This window comes from Petroclostridium xylanilyticum, assembly GCF_002252565.1.
In the GTDB taxonomy this organism is placed as follows: domain Bacteria; phylum Bacillota; class Clostridia; order SK-Y3; family SK-Y3; genus Petroclostridium; species Petroclostridium xylanilyticum.
In genome coordinates this window covers 212,825-227,613 of record NZ_NPML01000011.1, presented here as the reverse complement: position 1 = coordinate 227,613, position 14,789 = coordinate 212,825, and the positions used below count along the sequence as shown (strand labels likewise).

At 35.5% G+C, this 14,789-nt stretch carries 12 protein-coding genes; 11 read left to right on the top strand and 1 reads right to left on the bottom strand.

From position 1 onward, the window contains the following. Positions 1 to 139: 139 nt before the first annotated feature. The gene (gene speD, locus CIB29_RS06805) at positions 140 to 532 is read left to right on the top strand and encodes an adenosylmethionine decarboxylase (protein WP_094548054.1); all 393 of its coding nucleotides are present in this window, start codon (positions 140 to 142) and stop codon (positions 530 to 532) included. Positions 533 to 574: 42 nt separating this feature from the next. Here speD and CIB29_RS06800 read toward each other — a convergent pair whose 3' ends face one another. Further along, positions 575 to 1,477 carry a LysR family transcriptional regulator gene (locus CIB29_RS06800; protein WP_094548051.1) on the bottom strand — a complete coding sequence of 301 codons (903 nt, stop codon included), beginning with the start codon at positions 1,475 to 1,477 and terminating at the stop codon, positions 575 to 577. Between the two features lie 209 nt (positions 1,478 to 1,686). Here CIB29_RS06800 and CIB29_RS06795 point away from each other — a divergent pair, with 209 nt between their 5' ends. From CIB29_RS06795 to CIB29_RS06750, 10 genes are all read left to right on the top strand, one after another. After that, the gene (locus CIB29_RS06795; RefSeq protein WP_094548049.1) at positions 1,687 to 5,466 is read left to right on the top strand and encodes a phosphoribosylformylglycinamidine synthase; all 3,780 of its coding nucleotides are present in this window, start codon (positions 1,687 to 1,689) and stop codon (positions 5,464 to 5,466) included. Between the two features lie 406 nt (positions 5,467 to 5,872). Continuing rightward, complete coding sequence (locus tag CIB29_RS06790; protein ID WP_157910229.1) at positions 5,873 to 6,658, top strand: LuxR family transcriptional regulator; 786 nt, start codon at positions 5,873 to 5,875, stop codon at positions 6,656 to 6,658. A 911-nt stretch (positions 6,659 to 7,569) separates the two neighbouring features. Next, positions 7,570 to 8,559, top strand: coding sequence for an ACP S-malonyltransferase (locus CIB29_RS06785; RefSeq protein ID WP_094548045.1), 990 nt, complete (start codon positions 7,570 to 7,572; stop codon positions 8,557 to 8,559). A gap of 67 nt (positions 8,560 to 8,626) precedes the next feature. Further along, positions 8,627 to 10,714 carry an aldehyde ferredoxin oxidoreductase family protein gene (locus CIB29_RS06780; RefSeq protein ID WP_094548042.1) on the top strand — a complete coding sequence of 696 codons (2,088 nt, stop codon included), beginning with the start codon at positions 8,627 to 8,629 and terminating at the stop codon, positions 10,712 to 10,714. Between the two features lie 55 nt (positions 10,715 to 10,769). Then, complete coding sequence (locus CIB29_RS06775; protein ID WP_094548040.1) at positions 10,770 to 12,050, top strand: glycosyltransferase; 1,281 nt, start codon at positions 10,770 to 10,772, stop codon at positions 12,048 to 12,050. A 69-nt stretch (positions 12,051 to 12,119) separates the two neighbouring features. Beyond that, complete coding sequence (locus tag CIB29_RS06770; protein WP_094548037.1) at positions 12,120 to 12,428, top strand: acyl carrier protein; 309 nt, start codon at positions 12,120 to 12,122, stop codon at positions 12,426 to 12,428. A 6-nt stretch (positions 12,429 to 12,434) separates the two neighbouring features. Beyond that, positions 12,435 to 13,175: an enoyl-CoA hydratase/isomerase family protein gene (locus tag CIB29_RS06765; protein WP_094548035.1), complete on the top strand. Its 741-nt coding sequence runs from the start codon at positions 12,435 to 12,437 to the stop codon at positions 13,173 to 13,175. Positions 13,176 to 13,186: 11 nt separating this feature from the next. After that, positions 13,187 to 13,705, top strand: coding sequence for a hypothetical protein (locus CIB29_RS06760; protein ID WP_094548032.1), 519 nt, complete (start codon positions 13,187 to 13,189; stop codon positions 13,703 to 13,705). Then, entirely contained in the window at positions 13,702 to 14,097 is a 396-nt protein-coding gene (locus CIB29_RS06755) for an acyl-CoA thioesterase (RefSeq protein WP_094548031.1), read from the top strand. The genes CIB29_RS06760 and CIB29_RS06755 overlap by 4 nt, the downstream gene beginning before the upstream one ends. A gap of 1 nt (position 14,098) precedes the next feature. Beyond that, complete coding sequence (locus CIB29_RS06750; protein WP_094548028.1) at positions 14,099 to 14,788, top strand: hypothetical protein; 690 nt, start codon at positions 14,099 to 14,101, stop codon at positions 14,786 to 14,788. The last annotated feature ends 1 nt before the right edge of the window (position 14,789 follow it).

Here is a 14,789-nt window from a genome sequence, read left to right as displayed (position 1 = left end):
GTTTAAATCTTTCATATTATCATATAATAACCATAGTATCGATAACCAATAGCAAAATTAAAAAATAAATTATTGCCCATGGCATCAAAATTGTTGGAAATAGAAGTATAAAGGCTATAAAAAAGATAGGTGGTGCATAATGGATACTTATTCAAGACATTCTATAATAGAATTGTGGGAATGTAACCGGAACTTTCTTGATAATAGAGAATTGGTAGAAAAGATTATGGTACAAGCCACACTGGAAGCAGGAGCAGAGATTAGGGAAGTTACGTTTCACAAGTTTACTCCTCAAGGAATATCAGGAGCTATCATTATCTCGGAATCCCATTTAACAATCCACACATTTCCAGAGCATGGGTATGCCAGTGTAGATGTTTTTACATGTGGTGATAGAATTGACCCCGGTATTGCAACTAAAATTATCGCGAGAAAATTAGGTTCTAAAAGAACTTATGAAATAAATCTTGAACGGGGATTGGGAGAAATTCTGATCACAGGGAAATATGAAACGAAAAGCGCATTAGCATAATTTTATAAGTTGAGGCACTTTTTCAGTGGTTTTGCCCTGTCCCTATGACTGCAGACTGTGGCCAGTACGCTGCAAACATTCAATAAACGCTGCTGCAGCCCGGGAAAGGGGAACATTTTTCATAGTACAAATCCCTAGTTTCCTGGGAGGAAGCTTTTCAGCCATTTCCACTTCAAAAAGTTGCCCTTTTTCAATTTCATTGAATGCACTTTGCTTTAAGACACAAGCCACCCCAAGACCAATTTTAGCAAACTCTACCAATAAATCTATATCCTCCAATTCTATCTCCGGGGTAAACGTCACTCCTTTTTGTTCCAGGAAATGATCTATGTTGTGCCTGGTCGTACTGTTTTTTTCCAACATTAAAAGTGGATATTTTGTTAATTCACGCAATGTTACCTTTCTATCCTTTAAAGCTGAATATTTATGGCAGGCAACGAAAATGTCCTCCACTGTAATAAACTCTTTTACCAAAATATTTTTATCCTTAACCGGAAGTGTCGCAATCCCAAAATCTATAAGGCCATTTTTCAATAATTCAAGAATCTGGGAAGAAGTCCTGTTAATTACCTGTATTTTTATTTTGGGGTGCTCAACATTAAACTTTTCAAGATGAGGAATAAGAAAATATTTGCAAATGGTATCGCTCACACCAATACGAATTTCACCGGTATCCAGGTTTTTCATCTCATAAAATTTATTTTCTGCGCTTTTTATAAAATTGTATGCCTGCTCAACATGCTTGAAAAGCAGTTCACCTTCCCATGTCAATTTCACCTTCCGGCTTTTCCTGAAAAACAATTGTCCGCCAAGTTTTTCTTCCAAATTTTTTATAGACTGGCTTACTGCCGACTGGGTAATAAATAACTTCTGGGCAGCCTCAGAAAAGCTTTCAAATTTAGCTGCATAATAAAAAACCTTATATAACTCAAAATTAATATCCATAAGCACCTCTAATATTTTGAATTAGTAATATTAACTTTACTTATTTATAATAACATATTAAAATAAAAATATACAATAATTTTTTGGCAACAGTAAACAATAGAAAGTAAAAGTTTAGATATAGCTCGATGTAAATCAATTCAGAAATCGTTATATAGAACTTGCTGTTTTTTGAATTTACTATAGGATAAAGTGAGGAGGTTATGATAATGGGCAAGGAAGTTCGAAGGGTGTATGTTGAAAAAAAGAAAGGTTTTGACGTGGAGGCGCAGAGTTTATTCCGGGACCTCAGGGATAATCTTGGAATGACAGGACTGGAATCTGTCCGGATTATTAACCGGTATGATGTGGAAGGGATTTCAGAAGAGGAATATCAGGCTGCCAGGAGAACTATTTTTTCTGAACCTCCTGTTGATGATATCTACGATGAAGAAATAGAGATCGGCAGTGAGGCAAAAGTATTTGCAATAGAGTACCTGCCCGGACAGTATGATCAGAGAGCGGATTCGGCAGCACAGTGCATTCAGATTTTAACTCACGGGGAGAGGCCGCAGGTTAGGGTTGCAAAGCTGATTGTACTTGAAGGTGATATTTCTGATGTACAATATAAAAAGATAAAAGAATATTGTATCAATCCTGTAGAAGCCCATGAAGCATCCTTGGATAAACCTTCAACGCTTGACATAACAGTTACTGTTCCTGAAGATGTTAAGGTTGTCAAGGGATTCATAGGGATGTCGGAAAAAGACCTTGAGGTTTTGCTAAAAGAAATGGGTTTTGCGATGGATATGGATGATTTGAAGTTTTGCCAGGCATATTTCTGCGATACGGAAAAAAGAGATCCCACTGTTACAGAAATGAGAATGATTGATACCTACTGGTCGGATCACTGCCGGCATACTACGTTTTTAACCAGGATAGGGGATGTTGAGATAGAAAAGTCTCATTTCAATGAAGTTGTTGAATCCGTATATCACAGTTATCTTGAATCCAGAAAATATGTTTACGGAGACAAGGAAAAAGCCATATGCCTGATGGATATAGCGACCATTGGCATGAAAGAATTGAAAAAAAGAGGGCTGCTGAATGATCTGGATGAGTCGGATGAGATCAATGCATGCAGTATCGTAGTAAATGTGGATGTAGATGGTGAAGAGCAGGAATGGCTGGTAATGTTTAAAAATGAGACCCATAACCATCCTACAGAAATAGAACCTTTTGGAGGAGCAGCAACCTGTCTGGGCGGAGCTATCAGGGACCCGTTATCAGGGCGAACTTACGTTTACCAGGCAATGCGCGTTACTGGAAGCGGCGACCCAAGGACAAAAATCGAAGACACCATCCCCGGTAAATTACCTCAAAGAAAGATTACCACCGGGGCAGCAGCAGGGTATAGTTCCTATGGAAACCAGGTAGGGCTGGCAACCGGATTGGTAGCGGAAATCTATGACGAGGGATATATTGCAAAAAGGCTGGAAATCGGGGCAGTTGTTGGTGCAGCTCCAAGAAAGAATGTTAAAAGGGAAAAGCCGGCCCCGGGGGATGTTGTGGTCCTGCTGGGAGGAAGGACGGGAAGAGACGGCTGCGGCGGGGCAACCGGATCATCCAAGGCGCATACGGAAGAATCTCTTGAAACCTGTGGTGCAGAAGTACAAAAGGGTAATCCGCCGGAAGAACGCAAGATTCAGAGGTTGTTTAGGAATCCAAAAGTTACTGCCATGATCAAAAAATGTAACGATTTTGGAGCCGGCGGTGTTTCGGTTGCAATTGGCGAACTGGCTGACGGATTGGAAATTAACCTTGATGTTATTCCGAAAAAATATGAGGGGCTGGATGGGACCGAGCTTGCTATTTCGGAATCACAGGAACGTATGGCTGTGATTGTATCAAAAGAAAATGTACAGGCATTTATTGACGCGGCCCGGGAAGAGAATCTGGAAGCTACCCAGGTAGCTGTTGTTACAGCCGATGAGCGTCTTAGAATGTTCTGGAAGGGTAATACCATTGTAGATATCAGCAGAGAGTTTTTAAATTCCAATGGAGCAGTAAAAAATACCGGTGTAATGATAAAAGCACCGGATGAAAAGAATAATTTCTTTAATATTTTACCGCAAAACATTGAAGAATCATTATCTAATATTCAGGACGCCTGGGTAAAGAATTTACAGGATTTAAATGTTTGCAGCCAGAAAGGACTGGTTGAGCGGTTTGACAGCACCATTGGGGCAGGAACAGTACTCATGCCTTTTGGGGGCAGATATCAGTTAACACCTGCTGAAAGCATGGTTGCAAAAATCCCGGTACTGGAAGGGGATACACAAACGGGCACTGTTATGTCTTATGGATATAATCCAAAAGTTTCAAAGTGGAGTCCTTTCCACGGAGCTGTATATGCAATTTTAGAGGCCATTGCAAAGGTGGCAGCTGCCGGTGGAGACTATAAAAAAATAAGGCTTACGCTGCAGGAATACTTTGAAAGATTGGGGAATGACAGGAGTAAATGGGGGAAACCTTTTAGTGCCTTGCTGGGTGCCTATTATGTTCAAACCAGATTGGGCATTCCCGCCATTGGCGGAAAGGACAGTATGTCCGGGACTTTTAAAGATTTAACAGTTCCACCTACCCTTGTTGCTTTTGCGCTGGATGTTGTGAATGTAAATCATGTGATTTCACCTGAATTTAAAAAGGTGGGCAGTAAGGTTGTTTATCTCCCGCTGCAGCGTGATGCGTATGAACTTCCGGATTTCAGCCAACTGGAAAAAAATTATTCCCGCATTCATGAACTGATCAAACAGGGTAAAGTACTGGCAGCACACACCGTAAGAGGCGGAGGACTGTCTGAAGCTATCAGCAAAATGTGCTTTGGTAATAAAATAGGGTTTAGTTTTGATGAAAAAATTGATGCAAGGGACCTGTTTACACCTTCCTATGGCTCATTAGTCCTTGAAATAGAAAAAGACCAACCGGTGGACGCATTATTTGCCGGTTTGAGTTATAAGATTTTAGGGCATACACAGGAGAAAGAAGTCATTACTGTTAACGATATAGAGATAGATTTAAATGTTATATTGCAAAAATGGGAAGAACCCCTGGAAAGCATCTTCCCAACCAGAACACCGGCGCTCGAAAGACAGCCGAAGCAGTATATTTATGAAAGGAAAAGGGTTGGAAGGCCATATGCCTCCTTTGCAAAGCCAAGGATATTTATGCCTGTTTTCCCTGGAACCAACTGCGAGTATGACACTGCAAAGGCCTTTGAAAAAGCTGGCGGAATGGTAGATATATTTGTTGTTCGAAACCTTTCCCCACAGGAAATTGAACAATCTCTGGAAGAAATGGCAAAGAGGATTTATAATTCCCAGATTATCATGATCCCGGGAGGGTTCAGCGGCGGTGATGAACCGGACGGTTCCGGGAAGTTTATTGCTACAGCATTTAGAAACCCAAAAGTAAAGGACGCTGTGATGCATTTACTGCAACAAAGGGATGGGCTCATGCTGGGGATATGCAACGGCTTCCAGGCACTTATCAAGCTGGGACTGGTCCCCTATGGGGAGATCAGGGATATTGATGAGGATTGTCCCACACTGACCTTTAATACCATCGGCCGCCATATTTCATGCACGGTGCAAACAAAAGTAGTTTCCACTCTCTCACCATGGTTTAGCAATGTAAAAGCAGGAGACATCCATACTATTGCTGTTTCCCATGGTGAAGGCAGGTTTATTGCAAATGCCGATGTAATCGAAACCCTGGCAAAGAATGGACAGATTGCGACGCAGTACGTAGATATGAATGGCAATCCCACCTATGATATCCGTTTCAACCCGAATGGATCGGTGGAAGCGATAGAAGGCATCACCAGCCCCGATGGAAGGGTTTTAGGCAAAATGGGACACTCGGAGAGAATAGGTTCCAATGTGATGAAAAATGTCCCGGGGGAAAAAGATCAGAAGATTTTTGAGGCTGGAGTTAACTATTTTAAATAAAAATAAATAAAGTTTAAAAAATAGACTAATTTAGGGTTTTATCCAGATTAGTCTATTTTTTTGCCATTTTTTAAAAATTTCACTTCCCCCCTCACTCTTTAGCTAATTCATATATCGCTCTTGCAAAAATGTTTTACAATCTACACTTTTCGACAAAAAAATCATGGAAAGTATAGTATGTTAATTTTGTATTTTCAATGGGCTTAAATCAATACATATTCTACACAAAGATGTACTAGCCACTGTAAGGATAGCAGGCATAATGGCTGCTAGATGCAGTACTAAATCTCTGCCCTTTGGAGACCCATCATGATAAAAATTAAACTGAATATTTATATTTGCTAAAAGTACGTTAATTTAATAATGAAGTGTTTTTCAAAAATAGAATGGAGAGGTGATGCGCTTGATGAAGGAAATGGTATACCAATCATGGAAGCGGTGTAAGGAAAGAGGGCTGCCAAAAGATATTTTACTGCCGGTTCTAAGGCTGACAGATAATGAAGTTCGGTTGTTAGTTAATAAACATAAGGTTCTTATCTCCATCTTCAACAGTTCTATTGAAGAAATTAAAAGTTTTGTCACAGGGCAATATATTTTTTTACTAACTGATATACAAGGAATTTTATTAACTGCAGCCAGCAGTATGCTAATAGAACGGTATGCAAAAGAATCGGGAATAAAGCTGGGAATGTCTTTTGCGGAAGAGAGCTGTGGCACCAATGCTATTTCAATGGCAATGGCATTAAAAAAGTCTGTATATATACGGCCTGAACAGCACTATTGCCGTATTCTCAAAAAGTGGTATTGCTATGCCACCCCGTTATGGGTTAATGAAAGTGTTATAGGTTATGTGGATGTGTCCACTATCAATCAAATGATGCAAAAAGAGTTAATGGCTATTATTGAGTTATTGTCATATCAGATCGGGTATAAGCTAAAGGAACTCAAAGAAACTGAAGCTGCAAACAAAGTTAGGAGAATAAAAGTAGAAAATAAGATGAATGGTCAGCAATTGCAAGTCTTAAAATTACTTGCAAAAGGATATACAGAAAAAGAGATAGCTGTAGAATTATGCCTCAATATCAATACAGTAAAATATCATAAAAAGCAGATATTCGGTAAATTAGGCGCAAAATCCAGTGCCGAGGCAGTTGCAAGAGCTATAGAATTAAAATTGACAGTCCAAGGTTAACTACACTAAAGTGTAGTTGAAATTAAAGTTGGTATTTTATAATATTGAAATATGAACTCTGATAAGTTATTAATTTACAGATAAAAAATATTTCTTTCAGATTAAAAATCTATAGTTTTGCACTTTTTAAATAGTTGCCAGAAATTGACGTAATAATTTGCAAAATAAATAAGGTACAATTTTTGCAAAACTATAGTTTATAATACATAATACAATAACTTATGTAATATTTTACAGTATTTGACAGTTGAAGAACAGAAAAAGCTTACAAACCCTTGTGGATAGCGATTTCTAAGATTTTGCTGTTAATAAAAAATTGCGTACTTTTTTGTATCCATTGTGAATAGTGCGTTTGCTGCTATTTTTCATATCGACAGTTATGATGTGAAATTTAATATTACTTTAGAAAAATCACTTGAAAGTACGCACTTTTGAGTAGTAAAATTTGACACGTAAATATGCTTATTGTAAGGCTTTAGAGGCTATTTGAGATGTCATAACTGTCAAAGACCCGAGCATAAAGCTGCAAGGCTTTTACGTAGTCAGTCAAACCATTTGAAGTATGTTCTAATATTCCTAATATTAGGGATTTTTATTACATGGAAGATATAATCGTCTATCGTAAATGTTAACATTTATTTAACATAAATTTACATTTAATTTACATTAAAAAAGTTGATATTCAATTTGATACAAGCTATAATGATAGCGAAATGTAAGGCGGTGTATAAGGTGCTTATACGCAAAAAGGCGGAGCTATGCCTAAGAGATATATTTTACTGCGTGAAAGAGGTGAAAGATGTTTTATAAAATAAATAATATGGATAATTGAAAAAAGTGGTATTATAATTGATTCAGAAAATATAGTGGAAAATGATGACTATAATCGGTAGTGACTAAAGAGGTGGACAATGGAAAATTTTATTAAGAAAAAACATGCCTTTCTTTTTCAGGGAGTAGGAGCTGAATATCAAAGATTTTTACACCTACTTGATGAAGAACAAAAAGAAATATTGCACCAATGTTGTTCTAAAGTAAATAAGGAAATAAAATTAGACTTGTGGCACTATTTATTTAATTCTTCAATAACCAACTATGATAAGATGTTCAATGACTGGATTGCTATCTATACTATTGATTATATTGTTTATCATACATATATTAATTTCGGAATAAAGCCAGGAATATTTCTCGGATACAGCATGGGTCTGATTACTGCATTGGCATGCGGACAAGCAATTTCTTTTGAATCGGGATTACATCTGCTGTTAAGTTCATATGAATATGCCCAATATGCTCCTAGAAAAAAAGAATCTATGGCTGTGATTGTCGGTATGACCTCTGATGATGTTGATAGAATGATCCAGAGAAATGGTTTAAATGATTATGTTTCAATAGCCAGCGAAAATAATGAATATTGCATTATTATATCTGGAATTAAGAGTTGTGTAGAAAAAGTTTTAGAAATAGCAGAAAATGAAGGTGCCATGAAGGTTAAGGAATTAAATGTGCCTTATGCTTTTCACTCACCATACGCATTGGGTGGAATAGAAAGATATATAAATGTTGTTGAAAAAATCAATATTTTAAATTGTAAGATGCCGGTAATTTCATGTTACAACCAGAATATAATTCAGGATTCTTCAGATTTAAAGAAAGAGCTTATTAAAAATATGGCAAGCCGAATGTACTGGAAAACCTCTATAGAAAAAGTTACTGAAATGGGTATCAACAGCTTTATTGAAGTAAGCTTGAACGATTCTCTTACCAAATCTTCCAAACTAATCAATACCAATTGCGAATTTTTTAATTATAATAGTTTGCTCAAAAGTAAATTGATATTAGAGAAAATAAAAGCGTCCAATCTAAATATAAAATCCAATGAAAGAATGGTTGTTTAAGTAAATATTATGCTTAAAAAGAGATGTTAAATTGTGAGGGTTGAATAGGTCGATTAAGGGGAGATAAATGGTGAATACAAAAGATAACAATATAATATATATTGACCTGTCCAATAATAGAATATATCGCGAAGAAATATTTCCTGAAGTAAGGAAAAAATATATCGGAGGTACCGGTATTAATACAAAGATACTTTTTGATTCAGAAGCTGTATACCATGACGCTTTATCGGAAAAAAATGTACTTATTTTTGGCGTTGGGCCGGCTGTGGGGACGGGATTATTGGCGGGAAACCGGTGTACTGTAACTGCAAAGAGCCCCATAACCGATATTTATGGGGATTCAAGTATAGGTGGAAATTTTACAATAAATATGCGTTCTGTTGGAATTGATCACCTAGTATTTATGGGAAAATCGGAAAAGCCGGTATATGTACATATAAATAAACAAGGAGAAATTAAGATTTTAGACGCTACTGATTTATGGGGGACTTTAACCAATCAAGCAACAAAGATTCTATTAGAGCGTCATGGCAAGAATTGCGAAGTAGCCTGTATTGGTCCTGCAGGAGAGAAGCTTGTACGTTTTGCCAGTATAATTATGTCTGAAAATCATGTTGCCGGCCGTACAGGTATGGGATGTGTTATGGGGTCAAAAAATTTAAAGGCTATTGTTATTGAAAAAAATGAATGTAAACCTCCGGTATACGATGCAAATAAAATTATGAAAATAAAAAAATTATGGTTAAAAACATGCCGTTCTTCTATGCTTGCCAAAAATACAAATATTGAAGGAACAATATTTCTAGTAGAAAGGTATAACAAGATTAGACATTTACCTGTAAGAAATTGCCAATCTGGTAGCGATTCAAAAGCTGAAAACATTTATTCAAATAAATTTAAATATGAATATGTAACTAAAAAAACAGCATGTTATGCTTGTCCTGTAGCTTGCGCAAAGAAATTTGAAATAAAAGAAGGAAAGTATAAAGGTGAAAAGGGTGAAAAAATAGATTATGGTTCTATAACATCTGTTGGTCCTGCAGTTGGAATATTTGACTGGCCTAGCATTATACATTTAAAACTGCTAAGTGACTATTATGGAATGGATGACATTGAACTTGGGGGTGTTTTGGGTCTGATTCTGGAATGTCAAGAGAGAGGTATTATTAAACCAGAAGATACTGACGGCAAAACAGTTAAATTCGGCAATACCGATGATGTTGAATATCTCATACACAAGCTTGTAAGCCGTGAGGGCATAGGTGATTTGATGGCAGAAGGTGTATATAGGGCTGCAAAAGAAATAAATGCCGAGCAATATGCCTTTTGTATTAAGAAATCTTCAGCTGGTACGCAAGCTAAAGCAAGATTAGCTTGGTCATTAGGTTATATAACTTCTACCAGAGGTGGAGATCATTTAAAAAATTTTCCTTTTACAATGCTTTTCGGAGGTTATTTCTCAGATCTAGTTGCAAAATATATTTTTAAAGTAGATGCGAAAAAAGAAATCGGGACCCCGGAAAAAAAAGGACGAGTTGTTTGGTGGCATGAAAATTATAAATATGCAGTAGATGCATTGGGATTGTGTATTTTTGCTATCCATCCAATTCCTAATATGGGACATGCATATTTTGATGAATTTGCTGAAGTTATGAATGGATTATATAATCTTGATTTAAAAGATGAAGATATATTTTATGCAAGTGAGCGTATTTATCAATTGCAAAATGCTTTTAATGTACTGTGTGGAATAGGATTAGATGATTATGAGTGGCCTGTAAGAAAAAAAGATGACAATATTGACGATGAGTATATTGAGGAAACAACAATTAAAGTTCGTGACAATCCAGGAATGCTTCCAGAGTATTTTAAGTTCAGGGGGTTGACCGGTGAAGGTAAACCTACTGGTAAAAGGTTTAAAGAATTAGGCTTGGAAGAATATATTGAAAAAGCAAATGTACTATATAGCAATAATGTAGAAAGTATTAAAGACTTATTGCAACAAGTAAGTTTAAATGCAAAGTTTTCATTTAAAGATAGGGTTAAAGCTCTTATACTTTCCAAAATATTTTGCTTGTTGATTGATTTAAAAGACAAAAAAGACAGAAAAGAATATTTGAAAGAAAAGAAAAAATTATCATTAAATTCATAAAACAACAAGTAAAACATTAATGTAAAGTTATATAAAAAGAAGGGAGAGTAGATAGGTGAACATTATAATTTCAACAGCAGGTACCTGGGGTGATGTTCTTCCATATATTTCAATTGGAACTGCTCTTCGAAAAAGAGGACATAATGTCGTATTATTAGCTAATTCTAAATTTGAAGCCGAGATACGCAAAGCAGAACTTGGATTTCATTCTGTAAGTTCTAAAGAAGATTTTGAAAATGCTTTATCATATATTGTAAATGAAGGTTTAATATGGGAACAAGGTGCGGCCAAAAATGCCAATCTAAAAAAGGTTATTGAGTCTCTTGGGAAATTATTCCTTAATTCGACAAGGCCAATATACGAGTATATATATAATAACTGCCAACCAGGAAATACTCTGCTCATTAATAATTATATATGTTATGGAGCAAGGTATGCACAAGATAAATTAAATATTCCGGGAATAACTGTGGTATTAGTGCCTTTTTATTTTCATTCAAAGTACCGCCCGGCTCAACAACCCAATTTGCCTGAGTGGATGCCTAGGTTTGTCAAACGATTTTGGAGATCATTTTTTGAAGACTTCATTCTTTTTAAACCACTATTTGAGCAATTCCATGACGGTGATATCGAGCTGAGTAAATACAAGGAATATAAACTAAGGTTTTCACCAGATAAAGTCATCTGTATGACACCTGAGTGGTTTGCAAAACCACAACCTGATTGGCCTCCTCAAACTGAAGTACTGGGCTTTCCGATTTATGAAGGAGAACAAACTCAAAAATTACCGAGGGAAGTTGAAGAGTATATAGCAGAGGGTGAACCACCCATTATATTTAATCCGGGATCACAGTTGCAGGAAAATGATAAATTCTTTATAGAATCTGCATATGCTTGTGAAAAACTAAAAAAACGAGGTATATTTGTTGGATGTTATGACAAAAAAGTTCCTAAAAATTTGCCTTCATGTGTAAAGGTATTTAGATATATTCCTTTAGATACAATACTTCCACGAGCTGCTGCTATGGTATATCATGGGGGGATAGGTACCTGTTCACAGGGATTAAGGGCAGGTATTCCACATCTTGTTGTACCTACGTTTCCTGAACATTATGATACCGCATATAGATTAAAAGAGTTAGGAGTAGGGGATACCATAAATTGGAGTAAATATAATGCACAAGATATAGCAAATAAACTGGATAAACTTATAAATTCAAGTGTTGTTGCCAAAAATTGCAGAGAAATTACTTGCAAATTTGATTGTAGCGATCCTATAGATGATTTTTGCAATATAGTGGAAAAATTGGCGAGAAAACATGGGATATTGAAGTAAATAAGTTTATTTTATAACAATTCAAATAAAATTTAAATAAATAAAACTAAATGAATTAGGAGGTTTTTTATGAGAAATTTAACACCAGAAATCAAAGAAGAATTAAGAGAAATGATTTATGAGTTTTTTGCAGAGGAATGTGAAGTTGAATTATCTGAATTAAATGAAGAAACAAACATTACCGATGATTTAGATGGTGATTCTTTATTGTTTGTTGAACTTGTTGAACTAATTAAAAAGAAGTATGATTTAAATATTCAGCTTCAGACAATTGGAAAGTATTTGCTTAAGAATCCGGCAGAAACGATTGGACAAGTCATTGAAACTACTTTCTTAATTTATCAGCATGAGAATGATATTGTAAATTTGGGAGCATGATACGGGATGACGTATTCAGAAGAAAAAAAATCAGGGGTAGTCTGTTTTGAAGAAGTAAATCAAATTGGAATTCTTACAATTGATAATGGAAGCCAGAATAAAATACCCCAGCCGGATTTTTTGGATTTGAGTTTTTTAAAAGAGTGGATATCCGAACAAAGACTAAAAGGTTTAATAATAACTGGAAAGGGAAGGCATTTTTCAGCTGGAGCCGATGTGGATAACATCAGAGCCAATAAAGACAATCCCGGTTATCTAAGAGAAGCATTGAAAAAGGGTAGGGATATCCTGAATTACATAGAATCGCTGCCTATTATCACTGTAGCGGCAATAAGTGGAATATGTTTTGGCGCCGGATTGGAAATTGCTTTAAGTTGTCAGTTCAGGATAGGCACGGCTAATGCTTTATTAGCCTTTCCTGAATCCAATATCGGCATTATGCCAGGATTAACTGGTACCATTAGGTTGTCGAGAATAGTCGGTAAAAGCAAAGCGTTAGAGATAATTATAACTGGAAGGACTATCAATGGGGAAGAGTCTTATAGTTTAGGTTTGGTTGACAAAATTGTTCCTAATAAAACACATTTATCTGCGGCAGTTCAATTTATAAATGAATTAACGAAAAATAAATCACATCAACAAATAAGGAGTATTATACAATCAGTAAATAAATCGGCTGTCGAGAAAGACGCAATCGCTATGGAATACGAAAGTGAAATGTTTTTAAAGTTAGTTGAAAATATATAGGTTGTGTTAAAATGATAAAAATGTTCGAAAGCTTGCTATCTAAAGAAAAAAAAGAATACAATTTAGTTAGTCATTTGTTTATGGCGTCAGATGAAACAACTATTGAGGATTTTATCGAACAGCTTTATGATAATAAAAAATTGCACAAATGGTTTAACTTTCTTCCATTTGTATGGATGACTTCCGATAAAGCGTATTTTGATCCAGGATGTGTTACTACATTTCACATTATATTTCCTCCGTTTAGCTATAAAATAATATGTGAAGAAATCCTTCCCGATAACAAGGGATTTAGCGTTGTTTTTTCAGGTTTGCTCACAGGAAAAGGGAAGTTTGAGTTTATTCAAAAAGAAAATGGGATACTTCTTAATCATGAAATGAATCTTACAGGTATAAATTGGTTAATTCATTTATACTATGGTATTGTTTGTTTGGGGCATGATATTTATATGTGCTGGAGACTATCGATTTTAAAAAAGATTCTGATTAACCAAACCGTAAGAAAGAAGCAAGGAGAATTGGTAAAATGAAGCATGAGTTTTTCTTTGAAGTCAGAGGCTATGAATTAGATTCATTTGGTCATGTCAACAACGCTGTTTATTTGAATTATTTAGAAGAAGCCCGATGGAAATTTTTTGATGAGATGAAATGGATGGATTTTTTGAAAAGCGAAATGCTTTTTCCGGTAGTTGTTGAGACAAATATCCGTTATATACGTGAACTAAAGATGTTTGACAAAGCAGTTGTAAAAACCCATTGGAAATATGAAGACCAGTACTTGATAACCGATCAAGATATTTATTTTGTAAACACAAATAAGAAGGTTGCCAAAGCAACCGGAAAAATGATTTTAGTATCCTTTGAAAGAATAGTGCATGAACTTCCTGACTTTATTAAAAATGAATTAGATAAAGAGGGATAGTATGGTTACAGTAAACGGACAATCTCATTTGCTCATACAAAACTCTATTGCTTTTTTAGACATTACTGATTTCAATGATATTTTTAGCCATAAACAATTAATCGATGAAAATATCGCCAGTGATAAAATTGTTGTTTTTGCGGTTATATGGAATAGTCAGCATATTCCATGCAATAAGCCCCAAGCTCAAAAATTGGAGTTATATAAATGGCTGAATTCACTTCCCATTCTTTCTATTATAGTAGTTGATACTGATTGTTACGATGAATTATTGGAGTTGATGATGATGTTCGACATCCGTCTGAGTGGAAAAAATATTTCTATTCGGTTTCCGGATGACGACTCCAAATTTGTTTTTAATTTTGAAGAGCGGTGTCAGCTGCTTATGGGAAATGAAATAAATGTCGACGGATACAGGAACCTATTGAAAAAGACCTTATATTTGGATGATGTTTATGTCCAGCGGCTAATAAATCAAATAATTGATATAGATGATATACAAAATGAAGTTCAAAAATATGTAAATAGAATCATAAGTAATAAGGATAATTATCATATTAAATCTATAATAAAATGCTTTAACAATTATAAACTTCTTGGTTTAAAGGCTGACCGGAAATTACTGCTTGAAGAAGAAGCTAAACAGTTTTGCGCTTTGATTGTTAAAAGTTATTTGAAAATGAGGTCGTAAT